18 protein-coding genes and 1 tRNA gene are annotated in these 21,427 nt (G+C 54.7%); 8 read left to right on the top strand and 11 right to left on the bottom strand.

Annotation, left to right across the window (positions count from 1 at the left end; genetic code table 11):
- Window positions 1-17: 17 nt before the first annotated feature.
- Window positions 18-1,052, bottom strand: a complete 1,035-nt coding sequence (locus ACR0K4_RS09185; RefSeq protein ID WP_480518084.1) for a FecR family protein — start codon at window positions 1,050-1,052, stop codon at window positions 18-20.
- Window positions 1,053-1,382: 330 nt separating this feature from the next.
- On the opposite strand from ACR0K4_RS09185, the gene ACR0K4_RS09180 reads away from it, so the two are divergent.
- A tRNA-Ser gene (locus ACR0K4_RS09180) sits at window positions 1,383-1,472 on the top strand.
- A 592-nt stretch (window positions 1,473-2,064) separates the two neighbouring features.
- Here ACR0K4_RS09180 and ACR0K4_RS09175 read toward each other — a convergent pair.
- The 3 genes from ACR0K4_RS09175 to ACR0K4_RS09165 form a co-directional block, all read right to left on the bottom strand.
- A complete protein-coding gene (locus ACR0K4_RS09175) occupies window positions 2,065-2,880 on the bottom strand; it encodes a hypothetical protein (protein WP_480853722.1) in 816 nt (271 codons plus the stop codon).
- Between the two features lie 33 nt (window positions 2,881-2,913).
- Window positions 2,914-3,651, bottom strand: coding sequence for a hypothetical protein (locus ACR0K4_RS09170; RefSeq protein WP_480853721.1), 738 nt, complete (start codon window positions 3,649-3,651; stop codon window positions 2,914-2,916).
- 95 nt (window positions 3,652-3,746) lie between these two features.
- Entirely contained in the window at window positions 3,747-5,420 is a 1,674-nt protein-coding gene (locus tag ACR0K4_RS09165; protein WP_480853720.1) for a sulfatase-like hydrolase/transferase, read from the bottom strand.
- 277 nt (window positions 5,421-5,697) lie between these two features.
- On the opposite strand from ACR0K4_RS09165, the gene ACR0K4_RS09160 reads away from it, so the two are divergent.
- Both ACR0K4_RS09160 and ACR0K4_RS09155 read left to right on the top strand, forming a co-directional pair.
- Entirely contained in the window at window positions 5,698-6,654 is a 957-nt protein-coding gene (locus ACR0K4_RS09160; protein WP_480853719.1) for a helix-turn-helix domain-containing protein, read from the top strand.
- A gap of 305 nt (window positions 6,655-6,959) precedes the next feature.
- Window positions 6,960-7,631, top strand: a complete 672-nt coding sequence (locus ACR0K4_RS09155; RefSeq protein ID WP_480853718.1) for a LysE family translocator — start codon at window positions 6,960-6,962, stop codon at window positions 7,629-7,631.
- A gap of 594 nt (window positions 7,632-8,225) precedes the next feature.
- Here the strand turns inward: ACR0K4_RS09155 and ACR0K4_RS09150 are convergent.
- The 4 genes from ACR0K4_RS09150 to ACR0K4_RS09135 all read right to left on the bottom strand — a co-directional run bounded on the left by ACR0K4_RS09150 (window position 8,226) and on the right by ACR0K4_RS09135 (window position 11,617).
- Window positions 8,226-8,828, bottom strand: coding sequence for a hypothetical protein (locus ACR0K4_RS09150; protein ID WP_480853717.1), 603 nt, complete (start codon window positions 8,826-8,828; stop codon window positions 8,226-8,228).
- Window positions 8,825-9,304, bottom strand: coding sequence for a hypothetical protein (locus ACR0K4_RS09145; RefSeq protein WP_480853716.1), 480 nt, complete (start codon window positions 9,302-9,304; stop codon window positions 8,825-8,827). The genes ACR0K4_RS09150 and ACR0K4_RS09145 overlap by 4 nt, the downstream gene beginning before the upstream one ends.
- 305 nt (window positions 9,305-9,609) lie before the next feature.
- Complete coding sequence (locus ACR0K4_RS09140; RefSeq protein ID WP_480853715.1) at window positions 9,610-10,485, bottom strand: hypothetical protein; 876 nt, start codon at window positions 10,483-10,485, stop codon at window positions 9,610-9,612.
- Between the two features lie 106 nt (window positions 10,486-10,591).
- Window positions 10,592-11,617: an alpha/beta hydrolase gene (locus tag ACR0K4_RS09135; RefSeq protein WP_480853714.1), complete on the bottom strand. Its 1,026-nt coding sequence runs from the start codon at window positions 11,615-11,617 to the stop codon at window positions 10,592-10,594.
- Window positions 11,618-11,667: 50 nt separating this feature from the next.
- On the opposite strand from ACR0K4_RS09135, the gene ACR0K4_RS09130 reads away from it, so the two are divergent.
- Window positions 11,668-12,690 carry a LysR family transcriptional regulator gene (locus ACR0K4_RS09130; RefSeq protein WP_480853925.1) on the top strand — a complete coding sequence of 341 codons (1,023 nt, stop codon included), beginning with the start codon at window positions 11,668-11,670 and terminating at the stop codon, window positions 12,688-12,690.
- 420 nt (window positions 12,691-13,110) lie between these two features.
- Here the strand turns inward: ACR0K4_RS09130 and ACR0K4_RS09125 are convergent, their stop codons facing one another.
- From ACR0K4_RS09125 to ACR0K4_RS09115, 3 genes are all read right to left on the bottom strand, one after another.
- The gene (locus ACR0K4_RS09125) at window positions 13,111-15,294 is read right to left on the bottom strand and encodes an esterase-like activity of phytase family protein (RefSeq protein ID WP_480853713.1); all 2,184 of its coding nucleotides are present in this window, start codon (window positions 15,292-15,294) and stop codon (window positions 13,111-13,113) included.
- Between the two features lie 739 nt (window positions 15,295-16,033).
- Window positions 16,034-16,321 (bottom strand): hypothetical protein, encoded by a 288-nt coding sequence (locus ACR0K4_RS09120; protein WP_480518068.1) that lies wholly within the window; start codon window positions 16,319-16,321, stop codon window positions 16,034-16,036.
- A 451-nt stretch (window positions 16,322-16,772) separates the two neighbouring features.
- Window positions 16,773-17,780: a LacI family DNA-binding transcriptional regulator gene (locus tag ACR0K4_RS09115; RefSeq protein WP_480853712.1), complete on the bottom strand. Its 1,008-nt coding sequence runs from the start codon at window positions 17,778-17,780 to the stop codon at window positions 16,773-16,775.
- A 103-nt stretch (window positions 17,781-17,883) separates the two neighbouring features.
- Between ACR0K4_RS09115 and ACR0K4_RS09110 the strand changes: the two genes are divergently transcribed.
- Genes ACR0K4_RS09110 through ACR0K4_RS09095 form a run of 4 tightly spaced genes read left to right on the top strand, consistent with a single transcriptional unit; the run spans window position 17,884 to window position 21,016 of the window.
- On the top strand, window positions 17,884-18,777 hold the full coding sequence (locus ACR0K4_RS09110; RefSeq protein WP_480853710.1) for a phytanoyl-CoA dioxygenase family protein: 894 nt from the start codon (window positions 17,884-17,886) through the stop codon (window positions 18,775-18,777).
- A 15-nt stretch (window positions 18,778-18,792) separates the two neighbouring features.
- The gene (locus tag ACR0K4_RS09105) at window positions 18,793-19,035 is read left to right on the top strand and encodes a hypothetical protein (RefSeq protein ID WP_480853709.1); all 243 of its coding nucleotides are present in this window, start codon (window positions 18,793-18,795) and stop codon (window positions 19,033-19,035) included.
- Window positions 19,013-20,158: a fatty acid desaturase gene (locus ACR0K4_RS09100; RefSeq protein ID WP_480853708.1), complete on the top strand. Its 1,146-nt coding sequence runs from the start codon at window positions 19,013-19,015 to the stop codon at window positions 20,156-20,158. Before ACR0K4_RS09105 ends, ACR0K4_RS09100 begins: the two co-directional genes overlap by 23 nt.
- A 27-nt stretch (window positions 20,159-20,185) precedes the next feature.
- The gene (locus tag ACR0K4_RS09095; RefSeq protein WP_480853707.1) at window positions 20,186-21,016 is read left to right on the top strand and encodes a 3-methyl-2-oxobutanoate hydroxymethyltransferase; all 831 of its coding nucleotides are present in this window, start codon (window positions 20,186-20,188) and stop codon (window positions 21,014-21,016) included.
- Window positions 21,017-21,427: the final 411 nt, after the last annotated feature.

Raw genomic sequence — 21,427 nt, 5'->3', positions numbered from 1 at the left:
GCGTTCTGTCCAACCGGTCACCGCGAAACGGCTGTCACATTACCTGCGGTTGCGGTTGCTCTGGCGCCCGTCTCTTTGTCATCCCCTTCCGATCCGGCTGAGGCGCTGACCTCGCCTGCGGTCGCTTGTGCACCGGCTTCGCGCTCTGGGCTTGCTTCGGACCGGGCCTCGGTACGATCTTCGCGCTCGGGTTCACGCCGCTCTTCACGCTCGGGCTCTCGCCGTTCCTCACGCTCTGGCTCTCGGCGTTCCTCACGCTCGGGTTCTTTTGGTTTAGCCGCCTTTGCAACCGCCTTGACCTGACCAGCCCTCCGAACAGGGGCCGGAGCGGGGCGGTTTCGCTCTGGTGGGTCGGTTTCAACGCGTTGCCGAACTCTTCGAACAGCCCCGTCGCGACACCCGTCAGAATCCGCCTGGAAAGCAGGCAGCAACCCCTGCTGAGATTGAATGAAAGGAAACCCGCCTTTCAAAGCTTTGTCATATTGTACCCGATCCGCAGGTCGGCCAACCGCGCCACCCGCGCTTGTGGCAAACATGCTGCATTGGCGGCTGGCTGATCGGCAGGATCCGCCGGACCCACACATACGCACTGCTCCCTCGATCACAAGCATTGCGCTTTGGTCGCCCGACGTGATCCACATATCAAAAGTTGTGCCCCGGACGGCCATTGTGGCCGACGGGGTCTTGATCGCGTAGGCGCGCTTGCGACTTTTGCCCGAGATAAACCGGAAACTGCCACCCAACGCCCGAACGGTGAAGTTCTTGGCCTTGCGCCCGCCGCGCAACATGGACACATCCAGAACCATTTGCGCGTTCGGCCCAACAGCAATCTTTGTTTCATCAACAAAAAGAAGCTGAACCAGACCGGTCCGGTTGGTTGCAATCGCATCCCCGGATGCGACCTCCATTCCTTCCCGCAAAGGCACGGTCTTTCCCGCGCGCGTAACTTCTGCACCCTGTGAGACGCGAAGCACTTTACCTATGACTGCAAACGCCGCATTGGGCACCGCCATCAATGTTACAATAACCAGACACACTTTTAACCAGGCCAAAACCAAGTCCCCTTCCCCCAAAGGTTCCTGTTGGAGCCAAAACGACCCCGCGCCCGATATCTTGCCTCAGATAATAAACTTTTTTAGTCTATTTGTCTTTTAAAACTGCACAAATATGCGCGTAAACCGCCCGATTGGCAAGTCCGAGCGCTGGAGTTGTTGTATGCGGGCTGTTGTTTCCGGATAAAATGAACGCATTGGACACAGCATTCACAGAGTTGGTTTTGTTCGGGCGCGCCGCGCATCGACATTTTCCTAAATGCAGAAATTTTCAATGATGACAGAAAATCGCCTTGTAACTGGATCACAGCCAAGGATATACCGGCCAGCGGAGACGTGGCCGAGTGGTCGAAGGCGCTCCCCTGCTAAGGGAGTAGGCGAGGAATCGTCTCGAGGGTTCGAATCCCTTCGTCTCCGCCACTTTTCTCATAAAAACAATGAATTAGTGAACCCCGATACTCTCAGCCCCCGTATCTGCCCCCTTATAGGATTTCGCATTGCTCGGCATCCACTGAGAGACCCCGCCAAGCATCTGCCGTGTCGGAATGTCGCACCCCACGCCCCGGCCTCACCTGCGCGCCGCGCTGTTTTGTTTATACCCCACGCATACCAAGCGCGGGGTATTTGGACTTTTTGACTAGTGTGCCAGACGAAACGATGGGGACGTGTTACGAGACGTTGGGGCTTCGTCCAACTGTGCCGTCGTTGGAGCGATATAGACCAACTAAATCCACAAGATGACTGCTTTGAGCCCAATTTGACCGATGCTGCGAGATGCCCCAATTACAGCAATGCGCAGAAAGCGGGCTTTGCAAAGTGTAGCAAAATGCTCAAAGCGGTATTCCGTCCAATAGCAGCACATGCGGCTTTGAGCTGCGTTCCGCAAATCATTCAAAGTGCGCTGGACAGCAATATTGAGCCCAGAGTTACCGATGTGGCAATTAGCGTGAAAGGCAGCATGGGTTTAGGAAAAAGGCATCGAGTCTCGCCGATCTACAATCGGGCATACAATCTAAAAGAAATACTTCAGCCCGAAATACGGTCCCTGCTGCGTGACGTCGTATGCGAATTCGCCTGAACTGAGTGTGTCGCTATAATCAATACTGAAATAGCGGTAACCGAACGTCAGAGCGACCTTTTCCCAGGGTTGGTAGTCGAAGCCCACGTTGGCCCCAATCTGCAAATCGTTTCCTCCGGCGCCGAACCCGCCCAAATCAATAGACGCGATAGAGGTCCATTTTTCATTCAAGCGCCACATGCCCCTTGCGCCCACCACAGGTTCTATCCAACCTTCATCGCCCCCCAAAACTGGAAGCGTCATGGGACCAGGAGTTGTAATTGAGATTTCCTGTCGGATCGAGTTGAAGCGCGCACCGCCTTGGATATCGACTGCGTATCTTTGTTTTTTTCCCCCGTAAGTCCCGTCCGCAACGCGATACGCAGCGAGGATGCCAAACCATTTTTGTCGGACGTCAACATTTACATCTGCGTTCAGTGACCCCGGTAGGCTGGCATCCTGTTCGATGCCGACATAATTCGCATCAACGATGATACCGAAATCACCTTTCCACGCCTCGTATCGGCCTGCTGCTGCAAAATCCAGAACGTCGAGAACATCTCCCAGGCTCAAATCCAACTCAGCGGATTGCCCAGCGACCGTTGAGGTTCCCCGAGTGCGAAGTGGAGTAAACAGATAGAATGATGCGGCGTGACGCCAATTTGCTTCATCCTGTCCAGGGGAAGGCAGGGATTGTGCCAAAACGGTCCCGGGAAAGGTCAAGAGGGACGCAGAAAACAAAAGGCTAAACAGGGTTTCGGGCTTTGGCATAGACGATCTCCACCGAAGTTGATTGAGGGTGCATTAGTAGTTGAACCGCAGACCCAGGCCTGCGCCTTTGTCGTAAGGGCGGTCGGGCCCTATTCCGATGAGAAAGTCGGCATAAATCGCTATGCCCGGACTGAGGTTCTTGCCAATCTGGAGTTCAGCGGTCGCTGGCCAAGCATCGTTTTCCCAGTCATATGGTGCCTTGATATCAGCCTTGGCCCAATACCCATCGCCAAACGGTTGCAGCGCAATCAACCGCATCGCGGTCTGGCTGATGTCGGTCGGGCCATTATACGAAGCAAAATGCTGGAGCAAGGGGATCAGCGTCAGCCCTGATTTTGTATTTGCAAAGGCGAAGCCGCCGAAAGGTGCGATCTGGTCAGACCCGGTGCCGATCCCTTTTTCCGGGTCGCCAAGGTCCAGTATCCACTCCAGACCAATGGCCGACTTGATGGCCCATGTGTCGTTGAGCGGTCTCTGAGAGGGAAAATAGATCGCTTTTAGGCTTGCTTTCTCGAAGTCAGTGAACCGCGTTCCGGTCACATTCGTTGAGTTGTAGTGCAACTCATATTTCAGTTTCAGATCAGGCCGCAGCATGTATGCGCCGTCGATAAAGACATCTTGCCGATCAGCACCATTGCCCAGATCGAAATACTGGTAGCGGATGTCCGTGTTGTTTGCGGCGGCCAAAGGGTTCGAGGCGTTTTCATCTGCCAATGAAGGGGCCGCGACAATGCCAGTTGCCAATAACAGGGCAAGCGCTTGGAGTTTCATACTGTTCCCATGATCTTTGATGTGGTTGTCAAACCCCGCGTTGAGTGAATCGTTTTGCAACGCGGGGTTTGCGCGATTTGTGCGGGAGCCGCCTATTATTCGGGCTGAATGTCCCGCTTGGCGACAAAGGCATCCACCGCTGCAACGGTTTCAGGGCGAAGGTTCACGATACCTTCGTAGGGGCGTCCCGTTGCGGCCGGTTGATCGGGGTACATTTCCTTGAATTTCAGGTGGCGGGCAATGATCCGGTTGAACTCATGACCTGCCCACGCGCCGATCTCTGTCGATACGCTCTGTTCTTCGCGAGGATCTCGGAACAGGTTGTAGAACTTGGCCACGATGGCGTTTTCACCTTTGGCCGGAACCTTGAGCTTGATGTGTTCCTTCACCACCTCTTTCAGCGAGTTGATCGAGTAGATCAGCACATGATCTCGGCGCCCATGCGTATCGCCAATGAACATCAGGGACGTCTGATCGACTCCGTCAATGATCCGGTCGCGCGGGATGGCATCCATGGCTCCACCGATACGGGCGATTGAAGTGAATAGGTCAGAGATGTGAATGATGTCCGATACAATCGAGTCTCCCTCGATCAGGCCGGGCAGGCGGGCAAACGCGTCCACCCGAACACCTCCCTCAGAGGTATCGGCCTTGCCGCCGCGGAAGACCAAAGGTGAAAACCCACTGCCGGGAGCATATTTGGTGAAGTGACCGTTATCGCCCATCAAAACGATCAGAGTATTGTCTCTAAGCCCAAGTGTGTCGACTTCCTCAAGAATGACACCGATCCACTCATCCAGCTCTTCCATGCTTTCCACGAATGTACCGCCGTTGGGTGTCGTGAACGCCTCTTTCGTAGTGCGCGTTGTCGACAAAGGTACAAGTGGCCAGTATTGCAGGAAGAAAGGTTCATCCCGCTCTGCAAGCAGGCGTAGCTGCTCCATCGCCTGCGCCTGATAGCGGATGTTCATTTCATTGTATTTGTCCTGGGTCCATTTCTCACCCGGTTCCATATGGACTTCGCGGACGTCCCCACCAATAACAGCTTCAAGGCCGGTAATCATGTGTCCCGGATCAGGGCGAAACCAATCATCCAACGTGTATTTGGAGTTGTAGTTGTCTTCCCCAATGGCCATGGTGATTTCTTCCTTGGCTGCATCTTCGTTGAAGATGGCCAACTGGCCCTGCTGATGGATGGGGAACGCCGCGTAGTCAAAGCCCTGATAAGTAGGCCAAGATTCCTGAATGTCGCCCATGTGCCATTTGCCAACATGCGAGGTGTTGTAGCCTGCGGATTTCAGAACTTCGGCAATTGTGACTTCTTCATCGGCAAGGCCAAAACCCGAAATATCGACGGCGGTATCGCCCATCCCATTGCGATATGGCTGGCGACCCGTCATGAAGGCCACGCGCGACGGGGTGCAGGACGGCTCGGTGTACATGCGCGCGAACCGCATGCTTTCTTCTGCCAGCGCGTTGATATTGGGAGTCGAATACCCGCGTATGGCGTTCATCTCGGGCATACCCATGTCGCCAAAACCCATATCGTCAATCAGGATGTAAAAGATGTTTGGAGGGTTCCCTCCGTTCTTCTCACGAAAATCGGCCAGCAGTTGATCAACCTGTGCGTCGTTCTCGACCCAAACGGCCTCGTTTTGTTGCTTTAGCACATAGTATTCCGCATCATGCACGATGTTGCTGTCCTGAGCTGCCGCCGTGAAAGCGGACCCGGCAAAGACCAGCGTGGAAAGGAACAGTTTTGACTTCATGAGATACCCCTGTTTCATGATTTATGTGTTTTCAGACCTTCAAGGATCAGGTGGTGGCAGTAGGTCGAGAGGGAGAGTTCGCTGTCCTCAGCCTGAGAGCGCAACAGATCTTTTTCGCTTTTGGTGAGGAGGGTTACGACACGCTCAGTGCGCGCTATGTCATCAGGCAAAGATGGACGTCCAAACCTCTTTTCCCCCGATTTGACTACCTTGCCTTGCAATTGCCTAAGCCTACGTTTGCGAGATAACATTGCATGACAATTACGTGAGCGGCGGAATGGACCACATCAAAAAACGATCAGATGAGGGAAAAACCTGCGCTCCAAATACACTTTTATTGCAGGATCCTTCGCAATTCCGTGAGCTTTCCCAGTGGGATGTCGAACTACGCCAACTTGAAAAAGGAAGCATGAATTCGAGGGTATCCGTTTGGGCCGGGGCTGGCCTCCAGATGATAGATTTGTCGTTTGACAAAGCCGTGTACCAAACAGGAGTATCTCGTCCCGACATTCTGGCGTTTGGCTTACCAGACAAGGGGAGTGTACGGACTTGGCTAAACGGCTACCCCTCAGACACCGCTCTGATGAATTTTGGTAGCGGAGACCCTTTTGAAGGCGTGAGCAATTCAACGCTCACAGGCCTGACCTTTGGCATCGACATACGAAGGGCTGAACGGATCGCCGACGATTGCGGCCTTGATATCAGCACCGTTCGTAAAAACGCTTCGCGTTCTCTCGTGGGTGACGCCGGCAGACTTCATTCTCAGATCAAAAACAAAGCGCGTTTTCTCATAGGGTCCGAGACAGGCCCCAGCTCTGAAGGTGAAGAGAGCGATCTGATCCTAGAGCTTCTGGAAATGTTAGTGAACGACGAGAATTGGAGTGATAGGGGCAACAGCAAGAACAGAACCCGCTTGGCGCAAAAGGCCGTTGAATTCATGCGTGCCCATCTGATGGACAACGTTTCAATTGGCGAAGTATGTGCCGACACTCAGGTTTCCGCATGCACGTTGCGGCGCGCCTTTCAGGAAACATACGGGTTAAGTCCCAAACAGTTTTATCTAAGAGCCCGTCTCGGTGCAGTACGCCATGAACTGGTATCCTGCTCGCCCGAGGAGAGTATATCGGACATCGCAAACGCCTATGGTTTTTGGCACATGGGACAGTTCGCGCGAGACTACAGAGCATTCTTTGGAGAACTGCCAACGCAAACTATTTCCGGCAGAATGAACTGAAACAGAGCTTGGTAACAGTCTTAGGCGCAAAGTTTGTGTTAAGCTATTGTAGTTGCGGAGCCAATGTCAGATTACAGTGGCGAGCGACGCTGAGATCTTGGCAGAATGATGCCAAACTTATCCGCAACACGAGAACTGCAAAGTTGGAATTTGAAGGTCCGTTCGGGCTGCGACCCGCCAACCATGTAAACCGCAGAGAACGGTAATATTTAGCCCACTTTAACTGATGCTGCGCGGTGCACGAATGTCGACACAGGCAGCAAAGCGCGGGAAAGAGGTTGATCCGGTGTCGACGGTCGCGGATAGTGATCGCATTAAAAATTGAATGGAAAGAACCTTTGGAAGCTCTCGCAATCGCCCTGCCGGGTATCCTTGTCGCTTACGGTGTTTTCATAATGGGTATGTTCAGTCCCGGTCCTAATATTCTGTCGATCATGGGCACCTCAATGAGTGTCAATCGCGATGCGGGTAAATCGTTGGCGCTCGGTATTGCAACAGGATCGTTGATTTGGGGATTGCTCGCTTGGGGCGGACTGACGAGCGTATTGGTCGCTTACGCCTCACTGATGACTGTCATCAAAATTGCCGGCGCTGTATACCTCCTTTGGCTCGCTTTCAAAGCGTTCCGCTCGGCAATGTCTGACCGCAATATCGATGCTAATGCTCTGTCCCTCAATGGAGGTTCCAGTGCCTATTTCCGTCGTGGTCTCCTGATCCAAATGACCAACCCAAAGGCCGCGCTGACCTGGACTGCGACGATTTCATTGGGACTGTCACCCGAAGCGCCATGGTGGATTGGTGGCGTGATCGTGTTCGGAACCGGTATCATCTCTTTTGCTGGTCATATGGCTTATGCTGTCGCATTCTCGACCAAGCCCATGGTGGCTGGTTTCGCGAAAGCGCGGCGATGGGTCGAAACTGGATTGGGTCTGTTTTTTTGCTTTGCGAGCTTCAAACTGCTGACTTCTAGAACTTAGAGTCCGCATCGGGGGATGCATAGGCTTGGAATGTTGAAGCTGGCATTCGTTTGGTTGCAGCGAATTCACCTTTCGTCCGCGTCTTGTCCCTCCACGCGTGTTGCAGCGAAGGTGATCTTCAGTGTCGATCTGCAGCTCGTCGCCAATTTCATTGCAAAAGGATTGTTCGGCTTAGTGCGCCATCTGATGTTGATCGTTCACCCTGTCCTGGTCGCATTGTGACGGTTGGGTCAGGTTCGTGTGACGTTCATCAGTATCAGTGTGGAACGTCACTGATAGCTGTCTCTCGATGCGAGATTTCCTGAATCTTAACAGCGCGCGGCGTCATTCATTGTTGGCCCAAACGTCAAGCATTTCTGACCCAGACCGGAACCGGCCGTTCGGGCATGGCGTGGCGAAACCTGACAGCGAGCCCCAAAGTACCTGATGCTGCGTAGGGCTTGAATGGCGGATTTGCGCAGTTGTTTGACGGCCCTACAGTGCACCATCATCACAATAGACGTTGCCGCAGCAAATCATCCCCCACACGAGCATTCATCGATGGAACAAGCCGAAGTGACCGCATGCGGTTTGGTCCAGACACTTGGCTGGGACCTATTGAAGCTTGCGCCATTCCGAGCACGTCAGTTGAATTGTCCACTGTGAATCGAACGGCGGACTATCCCATGGGGCCGCTGCGGGAGCGGTTTTGACAACAGGTTTTTTGCCTTGTTTGTCCACATATTGAAATTTGTGGTTCAGCTTGATTTCACCCTTGGGGCAATAGGTTGCCCGAAGTACGGTTTGGGCCAGTGAAATTGCTTGAGACTTATTCTGCGCCGCCGAGAAAGGTGCATAAAACTGCGTAGTATAGGTATCTTTCAAGCGGGCATGAAACTTTTTGGTAAAGAGGTTCTTACTGCCTTGCGTGCATAAGTTGTCTGTAACGGCCACAGTCACAGGAAGAGGTTCACCTGTTCCGTTGCGCGTATACAAGCCCTTTGCCCCGCGTTTTGCGTATATCTTAACTTTGGAAATACCGCTGCTATGGCGAACAACGATAAAACGCCCGTTTTTCGAACTCGGTCCTGAAAAATTCGGCTCGCCGGTTGCATGCTTTTTGTAGTTAAAGACAGGTAGACGCTTCATGTTGGTACATGCGGTGGCGGCTGAGTGGCTCAGAAGAACAAGCGCCAACGCAGATAGGACAATTCTCATTTACAACTCACTTCTTTTATTTGCGCCAATCCTTTGGGCAGGTCGCAACGTTCCCTGATGTAGGGGAGACTTCCAGACTTCAAGTTAAAAACATCGCCCCTTTGGTAAGCGGTGACGCGATACTCCAGAACCCCGGCATACTCGCAGTTCCAAGAACCGCCTCGCTGTAGAGTTTGTGGATTGAAGGTGTTCGATCCGTAGCGATAACAGATTTCATCCAATAGGGCCTTCCACTCACCAATTACTGATTTCCGATTACCTGGATACCAGAGATAAGCACGTCCGTTGGGGCTGAGATACTCGACCTGATAGCCGTGGCCAGTGTCGAAGCTGGCATATGTGAAGCCCGGTTTTGGAAAAGGCGTGACGACGTTGCGCTGCGCCTTCAATTCATCAAACATTCTTTCTCGGGGTGTTTGACTGTCACAGGCCGTCAGGACAACGGCAAGCAAACAAATCAAAATCAGCTTTTTCATTCGAAACGGGTAGTTTGGAACTGGGGCAAAAATTTGGCATTTCACTCACGTGACGTTTTACGAATATGATCCATCGACGGCCGCATTTGGCCGTCTTCTGTCCTTGTTGGGTTGCGGTTAAATGGCAGCAAAGTCCCGCAAACTGTGAATTCGATTGGCCTCAAGTTTCGCGTTCGCAACGAATGTCCGGTTCGAAGGGCCGCGCCGTAGCATCTTGACCAAGCCGTGTAGGTCGGCTTTGGGCCGCCAGTTAGCTCCCAGTGTATATGCTAAAGGTGGAAGTCTGGTGCCATGGAAACCGTCTATTAGTCGAGTTTTTGTACCGCCTGAGACGGCAATTCTGCATAGGATGCGTCATAGAAATAAGTCAGCCATATTGACGACCCATCGAAGTGAATATCGGAAATCCCACGCGAATGAGCCCCGGCGCTCAGCGGATGAATGGTCCCATCAGTTGCAACGCGCAAAAGCTTCGAATTCGGATACTCTTCGTGACCCCGATATCCTCCGACAACAACTGTGTCGCTAACGATTCCAACGGATTCCAAGTTACCGAAACCGTTTGAAACAATCACAGCGGTATCCCCGTTGTCTGTATGCGGAACCCAATATAATGCACTGTCCCAGGCGTCGTCGCTGCCCCAGGATACCGCGTAAATCCCTGTCTCTGTAATCGCAAAGCGGGCGAGCCCATTGATGCGCAAATCGCCGAGGTAAGGTTGATTTTGTCCGGTTTGGGTTGCGACTGATAGGAATGCGCCGCGCCCAAAATCACTCACGAGAAGGGTGTCGTCGTCGAGGGCTTCGATATCGTAGAGAAAGACTTCATCGTCATCGAGAGCCTGCCGCCAGTTTACCGTGCCATCCAGCGCGGTAGAGATGATCTCATTGCCATCCACAATGACAATCTGGTTGCCAGAGCGCACCATTCCTGTCGGGTTACGCAGGCCTTGCCCATCCGAGAGTTTGATTTCTTCGGTCGCGCCGTCAGGAGTGAGCTTATAAAGCCCGCCATTAGTGGCGTCCGAGCCGAACTCTTCATCTGGCCCTCCCGGTCCAATCGATACGGCATAGACATCGTTTCCCATCGGCAAAACCGCTTCGGTAAAGGGCGGCAGCTCCTGTTCGGCGACAGCAGGGAAGGCCGCGGTGCAAGCGACCAATAACGAAAGAACTTTCATCTCAATAATTCTCCTGTGTGATTACGCATTGATGTTGCCGCCCGTTTTTCCGGCAATGATTGCTCCGGGGCAGCCGCAACGAACCAAGCGGTCTGCATCAAAGGCTTCACCCGAAGGCCAGAAAATGCGGAACAAGCGCGTTGACGGCGGCGTCAATGATCAGCGGGTCTTCGTAAAATTGAAGCTGATTGGCGCCGTCGATCCAATGCGATGTCTTCTGCTCTGACCCGATATCTTCAAAAATGCGGCGCGGAATGTCGGGGCCGCTTGCAGCTCTGTCGCCATGGATCATCAATACTGGCAGACTCAGTTGAGGGGCTGTTTCGTCGATCCGCCAGCCCCAAATGCCCGCTTCGCTCATCGCAGTGATGCGGTTTTCCCAACCCCCTTTGAAAGCCAGCCAAGGGGCCCTGTTGTCCCAGGGCAGGTACCAGTCTGCAATGGCTGTCGCTGTCAGAAGGGCATCCTCAGAACCGACGATTGGAATGTAGCTTGCCTCCCCTGTTTTTGCGAAATCAGTGGCGGCTTTGGTCGCGCGTTTCATGCGCGCTTGAACTACGGCATCGCTGCCGAGGTACATTCTTGCGGTCTCCGCGGTCAGATAGTGGCCCGCGACAATCCCGAGAGAGGCCACGCGATCATCTGTCACTGCTGTTTCAATCGCCCAGTTGACGCCCTGACAGATCCCGAGAAGATGAAGCCGGTTTGCATCGATGCCTTCCTGGTTTACGAGAAAACCGAGGGCGGCTTGGCAGTCCTCAACCTTGGCTTCACCAGACTCGTAGCGTCGGGGTGTGCCTGAGCTTTCCCCGTGAAAGCGCGGATCGAATATCAGAACGGCCAGCCCGCGCGATGCCAGGCGGGATGCGTATTGCACCGGTGACTGTTCCTTGACAAATGCAACAGGCCCGATGATCACGACTGCCGGGTGAGGTCCTTCCGAAGCAGGCAATAGCAGCTTTCCAACAAGGGTTTCCCCAGAACTGTCAAAGGACACCGTCTGAGCATCATAAGAGCCAAGTGACGATTGATCTGTGTCACCGGACGACGCCGCGGCACTGGACATGGCTGCGAGAGCTCCGGTCACAGGTGTTGCGATGGCAATTGGGTTGAACACGCGTCGTGTAATCATTGTCGCTGTCCTTTCGTAGTCAATTTGATGGCCCCCGCACCCAAACGATCATGGGCAGAACGCCTGATCGGAGGGGCCCGGTTGGGCTTGCTTGTCAGTTAGCTCGCAATCGGCATAATTGGGATGACACAGATAATATGGCGGTCATGCATAAAGTGAATGATGGTCTAACTTCTCTGGATTTGCGGACTCTTCGGTTTCTGCAACTCCTGCTTCGCACGAGCAGCGTGACACGCACGGCCATGCATCTGGGGATCAGCCAGCCTGCCGCCAGTCGAATCCTCGCGCGGGTACGCGACCTGATTGGTGACCCGGTGCTGATCCGAACGCAGTCTGGATATCAGTTAACGGATCATGCTCTGGGCCTGAGCGCTTCTGTCGATGCCGCACTGTCGGCAATCGTTGACGTTTTCAGGCAGTCCTCCTTTGATCCGGCACAGTCCAACCATTGCTACCGCATCGCTTCGACAGACTACGGCGTCGCGGCGGTCCTGGGACCAATGATGGAAATCTTTGCCGTCACCGCACCAGCATTAAGGTTCGATGTCTCGCCACTGGTGCCGCAAAGCTTTAGCGATCTGGAAAAAGGAGCAATTGATTTGCTGCTATACGCGGATTTGGATGCCAGGAACGATTTGCTTGTTCAAAAGCTATTTGATGAAACCTACGAAGTCCTCTTCCGACCAGGCCATCCGCTTGAGAAACATGCGTCATCAAAACGGGCTCTTACACCAAAGAACGTGTCGCCTTATCGGTTAATCGAGTTCAATTTTCCGGGTACTACAGGTTTGAAACCGGATACGATCATGCGGCAAGACGGAGACGGGTCGAAGACCGTATTCCAGCAGCCCTACTTCACCACACTGCCATTTCTGGTAGGGCAGACGGATGCGGTTGCAGCTGTCCCCAAGCGGCTGGCAATGCAAGTCCAGAAATTGACCTCTCTTTGTTCAGCGCCGTTTCAACCAAGTTGCGGTTTTCCTTATTTCCTGGTCCGCCACGAGCGCAGCCGCTTCAATCCAGCGGTCAATTGGCTGAGGGAACAAGCATTGGAGATCACCAAGTCCGACTGATCAGATGTTCGAGCCGGGGTGATGGTTTGCACGTGAGAACCTCGAAGTACATAAAGGCCATCCAAATCACCACCCCCTTTTGGGTTCCAACAAATCGCACAATCCCACAATTGCTGTTTTGTTGGATTGAGTCGCAACATCGACCATTACTGTCACATCTCTGCTCAGAGCCTTGCTTCAAATCATCGTCTACTTTCCAGCTTTACGATTTCAGCGAACGGTAGTTTTGGCAAGCCGCACCGCAGCGAAGGCGACCAGGGTCGAACGGCAGCAATGGGCCGCCCGCGAAGGCGGCCCTATTGGTCAGATTTCAATGACTTCCGAAATGGCCAACGTATCTTCAAGCGCAACGCCGACCTAACGGACGGTACTGTCAATCTTGGTGTGACCCAAGAGCAGCGTCACTGCGCGCAGGTTGACCTAGTTCCCAGCCGTCACCGACCCGATCGACCAGAACATCGTCTCGCCCGAGGCATCGTCGACGCCGTCATTGTCGGTCATCACAAACGCCTCGCCCGAGGGCAGGATGGCAAGACCTTCGATCTTGTCCAGAACGTAGCCGCCGGTCGAGGTCAGGTCGGGCAGCAGGTCGCGGACCTCTTGCTTGCTGACAACAGGCAGTTCACCGCCCAGCGGGGCTGGGGCCATTTCCGACAGCGGGATTCGATAGACCTTTTTGGTCACGGCGCGATGGTCATGCTGGTTGTCGCGTTCGATGACATAGACATGATCGCCATAGGCCACGATTTCCGACAGACCAACCCAGCCGGTTTCGGGCTGTGCTTTGGGATAGTGCACGGCACCCCATTCGCCGCTTTCCAGATTGTAAGCCACCAGTTTGACGTGGTTTTCCGGGTCGTCCTTCCACTCGCGCTGAACCGCCATCCACAGCGTGTCGCCGACCTTCGTGATGCCCTCGAAGCCAAAGCGTTTCTCGACCGCCATCAACTCGGCAGGCAGGCCGATTTCGCCCTTGCGGTCCTTGATCAGACCTTCCGCGCCGACATGATAGATCGCGTGCGGGATCACACGGTCGGTGCGGCCTTCGGAGGCGACGTAAAAGCCACCCTTGCCGTCCAGCGTGATGCCCTCAAGGTCCAGCTTCTGCGCCGGGTTGCCGTCCTGACGGTGGATACGGATCACGTCCACGATGCGGGCCGGGGTCTTGCTGGGGTCGATCTTGAAGATCGAAGGCTGGAAGCCGTAGAAGCTGTCATTGACCGCATAGATCATGCCGTCCTCATCCGCGACAAGACCGGACAGAGCACCCCATCCGATCAGCTCATCCGCGCCTTCTGACGTGAGATGCGGGTAGGCGGCGGGGGCGTCCTGATATTCGAAGATGGACACATGCGCGCGCGGACCACCGTCTTCGATCAGGTCCTTTTCATTGGCCGAGATCAGCAGGTTGCGGCCGGGGATCGCCACATAGCCTTCCGGTCCAACGCCCGACGGCAGCAGTTGCTTCAGCACCGGGTTCGCCGGATCGGTGGCGTCATAGACCCCCACGACCGAGGCACGCTCGGCCCCCACAAAGATCATCGGTGTGCCGCCGAAGGTGGCTGCGGTTACGCTTTCCGGCTCAACGCCTTTGCTGTCGGACCGTTTGTCGGGGTAATGGCCGATCTGGATGATGGCTTTCTCGAACTCGGTGCCGTTTTCGTAAATAACGGTGCCATCTTTGTGGAAGATGGTCCAGCCTCGCGATCCGCCTTCATAGTCGCCTTCGTTGGCGGTGGCGAAGTGGTTGTCATCAATCCATTTCACCGCGTCCGGTTCGCGCAGGCGACCGGGCTGGCTTTCGGTGAAGATCAGCGCGCCGCGCTCATCGGTGGCGTCGATGCCCTCCAGATCAACCGCCCCGGCCGAGAAATGGCTGATGACAGTGCCGTCCTTGCCGACAACAGCGATGTGGTTATTCTCCTGCAGGGTGACGACGGTTTCGCCAAGGTTGTTGATGTCCACAAACTCAGGCTCGGGATCGGTGGGCGCAACCTCAGCCAGACCGGTCAGAGCGGCCATCGTCATGCCGGCACAATCCAGCGCGCCATCTTTCAAGGGCACGAGCGCCAGCTCACCTGCGGGAAGCTGTGGGATGATGCCGTCGTTCAGGTCTTCGTCACGCTCGTTTTCAATCGCCACGGCAACAAAGCTGGCATCGGGGGCGATGGCGACACTGTCGGGCTGACCACCCAAGTCGCAGGTGCCGGTTTCAACCTTGCCAGCGATATCGACCGAGATCAGCTTGCCCGACGGCGCGCTGTAGCTCTCGGAGGTATTCACGCCGACAAATGCCGTTGTGCCGACAATCCCGACAGAGGTGGGCTCACCACCGACTTCCATCGCGCCCAAAGGGGTGGGGTTCGCAGGATCGGTGATGTCGACCATGCCGATCACGCCCAGCGGGCTGTCGGTGTAGACCAGCGTCATACCGTCCGCAGTCGCCGCGATGATTTCTGGCGAGGTTTCACGCGCGGTATCCGCGCCCTCGGCCATGTTTTTGACAACGGGGAAGGATGCAATTCGGTTGAAATTCATCTCTGCCATGGCCTGACCGGCGGTCAGGGCTAGGGCAGATGTCAGGCAGACACAGCGCAATGACATCGGTGGGTTCCTCTCTCACTTGGATGAGAGTGGCATGGCCGTGGTTCATTGCGGTTTTGTGACGGTTAGGATTCAGTTTGGTGACAACCGCAAAAAGGTAGGTCACCGCCGATTGCGCGGGCCAATTCAAACCGCGTCAGTTGAAAAGTCGTGTAGCAAGTTTTCGGCATCCTTACCCGAGACGAGATAATCTTGTCGATTGCGTCCCATGTTTGGACAAAAGCCAACTGTGACAATCTCGTTCAAGCGCGCACACTTCTCCGATCCGCCACACCCCGCCGCGACGTTGACGAGAGATCGTACCATCTGGTTGTGCGAACGCGCAGTAAGCCCGGTTTGAGTCCGTATTGACCTCATTCTGCAACGCAGCCTTTAACTGTCTGTGAGACAGGGTGTTTCCAGATCCGTTTCAAAACGTCGGCTATGTCGTTTGATTATGCAAGTCGTCTCGGTCGAAGCATTCTTTCACCAATTCAACTCCACGCAATGTGTGCATTTTATTCACTCAACCTGCGGCAGTGCATCTGCGTCGGAATTAGCCTCCCTATCTTCGCTGTTTTTCACTGCGGTCGCGATGCACCTAAAGCAGTCGTTCAGCGCCAGGTTGCCAAATTGCGGTAACGTCCGCTAGGCTGGCCTTGATGCCATCCGGACCGACCTGTTGACCTACAGAAACCTTCAGAAGACTGGTCTGAACCCGGCCTGCCCATTCGACGTAGCGTAGCGAAGGTCGGTCTTTTCATGGGCTGGCCATAAATGCGGCTCGGATCGCGGCTTTCATAGCGTCCTGAGGCACTTGGTCTTTCGGCTTGCTGGATGCCATAACCAGCTTTGAGGCAAGCGTGTTTCCGAGGCCCAATGCATCGTTAACCACCGATAGACCACCGTGCAGCGAGGAGCGACCGAGCAAACCCACTGCGATCCCGGCTTCTACTGCTGCAATCACACCAGAGACGCTTTGGCTGGCGTAGACAACGCGATAGGCTTTCCACGGGCTTGCAATGAAGTGACCGCTGCGTCGCGCCACCAGCACGCATGATCGAACAAGGCCACTGCAAGGCTTTCATCGGCCCGAAAGTGCCGGTGCGCCCCTGATCGTCGGGTACGGCTTGAGACGAATTGTGCGTATTCCAAATGACCCGTTTCTTGAGCCTAAACAATGATACGAAGCAAATCCAACGACTGCTTTAGGAACGCTGTGATGCGGCGGTTCAAACAATTCTTAACGTCTGCAAACGGCCGTTCAGGCCTGAGTGAACTATCCAGCATCGACAAGATGTTGCTCTGCTTCCTAGTGCGAATTTCTCGCTGCGTGCGCACGCAGCACAGAACTTACCGCGAGCGCATTATTTTGAGCTCCGAAATGTGCCAAAAAACGCGGTCATTCGCGCAAGGCACAGCAGATATCGCCAGGCAACGCGAGAGACAGGGGACGTAGCGCTCCTTTTTTACACAAAGCAAAACGTCCGACCACGTTCCTAAGTTGTCCCGCGCTCGATCAATTTGAAGCCAAGGTCCTTGATCTTGTTGACTCTTGCCGCTTCGGGATCGAGAAGCGCTTTGGCAGCTTCTACTCCGATTTCCAGTCCGGGAACGTCAATGGTGGTTAGGTCAAAGCCAGTTGGCATTGCCAGTTCAAACCCACCAAAGCCGGTAACGGCAAGATCTCCGGGGACATCAACCCCACGTCTCCTAGCCTCGCAAAGAACACCAGCCGCCACCTGATCGCTTACACACATGACCGCGTCGATGTCAGAATTTGCCTTCAGGCAACCTTCAAAAAATGCAGCGCCAAGTTCAATGCCGGAAGACAGGTCTTGATCTTCGTCTGGCCACATGATCGGTGCCAAGCCAGCATCCCTAAGCGCAGCGATGTACCCGTTTCGGCGACGGTGCCCGCGCTCATTTTGTGGCTCATGGCCTCCAAGAAAACTGATTTTTTTTCTGCCAGCGTCGATCAAATGACGCGCCATATCGTATCCGGCTTCAAAATTCGAAAAGCCAACGGCGATGTCCAGGGGCTGAGACGGCAACTGCCAAATTTCGACAACGGGGATATTCACAGACTTGAGGAGTTTTGTGACCCCCGCAGAATGGGACGTGCTTGTTAGAACAATGCCATCCGGGCGGCGGGCGAGAAGCGCGCGCAGTGCGTCTTCTTCCACGTCCGGATCATAGTTGGTGCTGGTCAGAAACAGTTCATATCCCGCTGCTCGCAGGGTGTTCGATAGGCCGTCCAAAGTCTGTGCAAACACCGAGTCGTTTACTGTGGATACGATGGCTCCAAACACTCGACTCTTGCTAGATGAAAGCGCCCCGGCCGTGTTGTCGGGGAGGTATCCGAGCTCCTCGATCGCATTTTGAACCCGCTTGCGTTTTGCTACTGAGACTTTTTCGGGGGTTCGCAGAACACGGGACACGGTGATCGTTCCCACGCCCGCACGATCGGCGACATCCTTCATTGTAACCCATTTGCCTTTGCCCAAGGCTCGTCTCCTACGTTGGCTCATTAACTGACCTAGTTGACTTGGTATCGATACCAAATCAAGAATGGTATCGATACCAGAAACATCGCAGGGAGGAACCAGAATGCTGAAACAGGAACAGATCGAATCCTACTTCGAGAATGGCTATCTTCTTGTCGAAGATGTTGTGACGCCCGAACAGCTTCAACGCATGCAGGATATCACGCATGAGTTCATAGACCGCTCACGGTATGTCACTGAAAGCAACGACGTCTATGACTTGGACGAAGGTCATTGTTCCGAGAATCCCAAGCTGACGCGGATCAAACTGCCACATAAACAGCACCCATTCTTTTGGGACGTTTTGAAGGCCTCCGGGATTACGGAGGTCTTACGACAGTTGGTCGGACCAAACGCGGTTCTGCAAACATCTAAACTGAATGCAAAGGCGCCTGGGGGCGGGGCGGCGGTTGAATGGCATCAGGACTGGGCCTTCTATCCCCACACGAATGACGACATGTTGGCCTTAGGCGTGTTTCTGGAAGACGTCACCGAAGAAAATGGCCCGCTTCAAGTTATACCGGGTTCCCATAAAGGCCCGGTTTTGGACCACAACAGCACGCAAGGTGTGTTTTGCGGCGCAGTGGACCCATCTGACCCGGAATTCCAGATCGAGAAGGCTGTCACGATCACTGGCAAGGCCGGCAGTATGTCAGTCCATCATGCGCGGACCTTGCACGGCTCGGCCCCGAATGCGTCTGATCGTGCGAGGCTGATGCTGTTCTATGAATGCTGCGCGGCAGATGCCTGGCCGCTCATGGGTGGATCAGCCTACATCCAGCGCCTGTCACAGCAAGACCAATGGAACGACTTGTTGGAAAGGATGATCATTGGGGAACCCGTCCTACAACCGCGCATGAAGGAGGTCCCGGTTCGGCTACCCTACCCACCGGCGGCCGACATCAGCTCGATCTTTCAAGTCCAAAAGTCCGGTGGCGCCAAAAGCGCCTTTGCTTGAGCAATGCATTGTACCATGAACCGCATTTGTGGCTTCTCCCGCAAACTGGCGATGCGCAACTACACGATTTTGGACATACCAGCGTCGAAGGAAACGGACAAGAAACGCACCATGTCAAAGCCTGAAGGGTTCTTTCAGCGAGAACCGGCTCGTTTCGCCATGACATACCGGAAAATAGCGTCCCTGGGGATCGCCTGGTCTCGCGGCATACCGGCCAAGCTTGAAGGTGAAAAGCATGCCCTTTCAACCGCTCTCTGAAGTAAGAAATACACTGAACCCGCAATGGTACCGCTCCAAGATGCGCCCCGATCGCTTCCGCGAATTGTCCAAGCGCGACGACAAGAAAGGCTGGATACAAGCCGGCGGCCATTTCGCCTTGTTCTGCCTGACGGGTGCCGCGGTATACCTGACATGGGCAGAAGGTCTGTGGCTTCTGTTTCCGATCGCTCTTTTTGCGCATGGCACGATTGCCTCATTCTTTCGCGGAACAGCCGTGCATGAACTGGGCCACGGTACGGTGTTTCAGAGCAAGCGGTTGAACGACTTCTTCCTTTACCTTTTTAGCATGATCAGTTGGTGGAACCCGTTCGATTATGCTGCCAGTCATACCCATCACCACCGCTATACACTGCATCCCGAGGGCGACCGCGAAGTTCTGTTGCCTGTTCATCCGAATGTGGGCCGAACCTTCCTCTTGCAAATGTTCACGCTGAACCTTCTGACACAGCCTGGGCGTACCTTTGGAAAGGGTGGCATTTTGTCGACCATCTGGATTACGATGCTGGATGCGGTCGGGAAGCTGCCCTCAAGTGAGGTTCCCGCGAACGAATGGCTTCATGCATTGCACGAAGATCAACCCGACCAAGCCCGTAAATCCATGGAGTGGTCGCGCATCCAACTGGCGTTTCATGGCCTCGTTCTGGTGGTGGCGATTGCCACGGGCCAATGGGTATTGCCACTGATCCTGACGCTTCCAAGTTACATTGCAAACTGGCTGAGCTACTTCGTCGGGCTGACCCAGCATTGCGGGCTGACCGAAGCGACAACGGATTTCCGCAAGAATACGCGCTCCATTAGACTGCCGAAATTTGTCGAATTCCTCTATTGGCACATGAACTGGCACACCGAACACCATATGTACGCCGGTGTGCCTTGCTATAACCTGCCGCTCCTGGCCGAAGAGATCAAAGCCGACATGCCAGAGCCGCGCTCATTACGCGAGGCATGGCGCGAAATGCTCGACACTTGGGAGCGTCAGAAGAGCGACTCTGACTATACGTTCGACACGCCATTGCCCGCATCGGCCAGAACCACTCGCCGGCAGACGGCTGGTGCCGAAGAAAAATCCATTGGTGATCTGGCCCCGAAAGGGCTGGCATAGAGCTGGCAATTGAACAGGAGAATTCGGATGAAACGCATCTATGATTGGGACGCGAAGTTTTCGTTGCGCAATTACACAGCCGCCGATCTTCAGGCGCTGAAGGGTGTCCGAAAACTCACCCAAACCACGGCAAATTCCGAAGAGGAGGCAGCGGCGGCGGCAGATGCCGGGATCGATCTGGTGATGGGCAACGCGGTCAATGCCGAGGCGGTCCGCCGCGGTGCACCAAATCACTTTTACACAGCCGCGATCCCAATGCCGGATCACCCGACGGAAAATGATGTGCTAAAGGCGGCCTTTCGGGCCATGAAACAGGGCGCAGACTCGGTTTATACCGCACGAGGTCCCCACGTCGTCGAATTGCTGGCGCGAGAGCAAATCCCGGTCATGTGCCACCTCGGTCTCGTTCCGCGTCGGTCGACCTGGAACGGTGGCCTGCGCGCCATTGGCAAGACGGCCGGCGAAGCTATGGCACTTTGGCAATCTTTCCGCGACATGGAGAATGCTGGCGCCTTTTCTGTTGAGGCAGAGGTGATCTGCGACCGCGTGATGGCCGAGATCAGCAAACGTACAACGCTGATTACGTCGTCGCTCGGATCGGGCGCCGTTGCCGATATAATCTATCTGTTCCAGAACGACATCTGCGGTGAACAGCCCGAAAGCCCGCGCCACGCCCGCGCATTCGGCAATCTTCACACGTTACAGGAGCAGATCCGGACTCAACGCCGGACCGCACTGACCGCTTTCCACCAAGCTGCCATTTCCGGAGATTACCCTGGCTTTGCCGAAACTGCAGCGATCACGGACGACGAGTTTGAAAAGTTTTCGACAATGATAGGTAAATCCGACGGCGTCTAAGTAATCGTACGAGGAGGTGACAACCGATTTTGAGAGATGTAGCATAACACGCTTCCCAATTTCCGCAGACCCCGCAGCGGGCGTGGTGGTTTGCAGCGCCCCTGAGTCGATCAGGCTCGGTTGCCGAACAAGACTGCGGCACATGTACAGTTTCGATCCTGGCCAATTCCACTGCTGTCAATGAACGGTCTCGCTACACATGCCGCAAGACAGCAACGGGGGCACAGCACATGCGAACAAATGCTGCGCAAGCAATATCTGCAAATGTATCGGTCCGATCCGTCCGCAAATTTCCAGTTCGGATTGCATTTGATTTCGCCCCTGCGGCGAATGTTTGCGATGCGGACCGCTACTGCAGCATTTTGAATGGCGGGTGAAAGGCAGGTTTGGATCGTTTCACAGGCTTCTCGA

Source organism: Ruegeria sp. K11 (assembly GCF_056531905.1).
This window is presented reverse-complemented; position numbering and strand designations above follow the sequence as displayed.

Bases quoted from the DNA above. Each gene is read 5' to 3' on its own strand.
- ACR0K4_RS09095 (WP_480853707.1), top strand. From the start codon at position 20,186: ATGAAACGCATCTATGATTGGGACGCGAAGTTTTCGTTGCGCAATTAC.
- ACR0K4_RS09110 (WP_480853710.1), top strand. From the start codon at position 17,884: ATGCTGAAACAGGAACAGATCGAATCCTACTTCGAGAATGGCTATCTT.
- ACR0K4_RS09170 (WP_480853721.1), bottom strand. From the start codon at position 3,651: ATGAAACTCCAAGCGCTTGCCCTGTTATTGGCAACTGGCATTGTCGCG.
- ACR0K4_RS09100 (WP_480853708.1), top strand. From the start codon at position 19,013: ATGCCCTTTCAACCGCTCTCTGAAGTAAGAAATACACTGAACCCGCAA.
- ACR0K4_RS09165 (WP_480853720.1), bottom strand. From the start codon at position 5,420: ATGAAGTCAAAACTGTTCCTTTCCACGCTGGTCTTTGCCGGGTCCGCT.
- ACR0K4_RS09130 (WP_480853925.1), top strand. From the start codon at position 11,668: ATGGGCAGAACGCCTGATCGGAGGGGCCCGGTTGGGCTTGCTTGTCAG.
- ACR0K4_RS09135 (WP_480853714.1), bottom strand. From the start codon at position 11,617: ATGATTACACGACGCGTGTTCAACCCAATTGCCATCGCAACACCTGTG.
- ACR0K4_RS09175 (WP_480853722.1), bottom strand. From the start codon at position 2,880: ATGCCAAAGCCCGAAACCCTGTTTAGCCTTTTGTTTTCTGCGTCCCTC.
- ACR0K4_RS09150 (WP_480853717.1), bottom strand. From the start codon at position 8,828: ATGAGAATTGTCCTATCTGCGTTGGCGCTTGTTCTTCTGAGCCACTCA.
- ACR0K4_RS09125 (WP_480853713.1), bottom strand. From the start codon at position 15,294: ATGTCATTGCGCTGTGTCTGCCTGACATCTGCCCTAGCCCTGACCGCC.
- ACR0K4_RS09140 (WP_480853715.1), bottom strand. From the start codon at position 10,485: ATGAAAGTTCTTTCGTTATTGGTCGCTTGCACCGCGGCCTTCCCTGCT.
- ACR0K4_RS09105 (WP_480853709.1), top strand. From the start codon at position 18,793: ATGAACCGCATTTGTGGCTTCTCCCGCAAACTGGCGATGCGCAACTAC.
- ACR0K4_RS09160 (WP_480853719.1), top strand. From the start codon at position 5,698: ATGGACCACATCAAAAAACGATCAGATGAGGGAAAAACCTGCGCTCCA.
- ACR0K4_RS09145 (WP_480853716.1), bottom strand. From the start codon at position 9,304: ATGAAAAAGCTGATTTTGATTTGTTTGCTTGCCGTTGTCCTGACGGCC.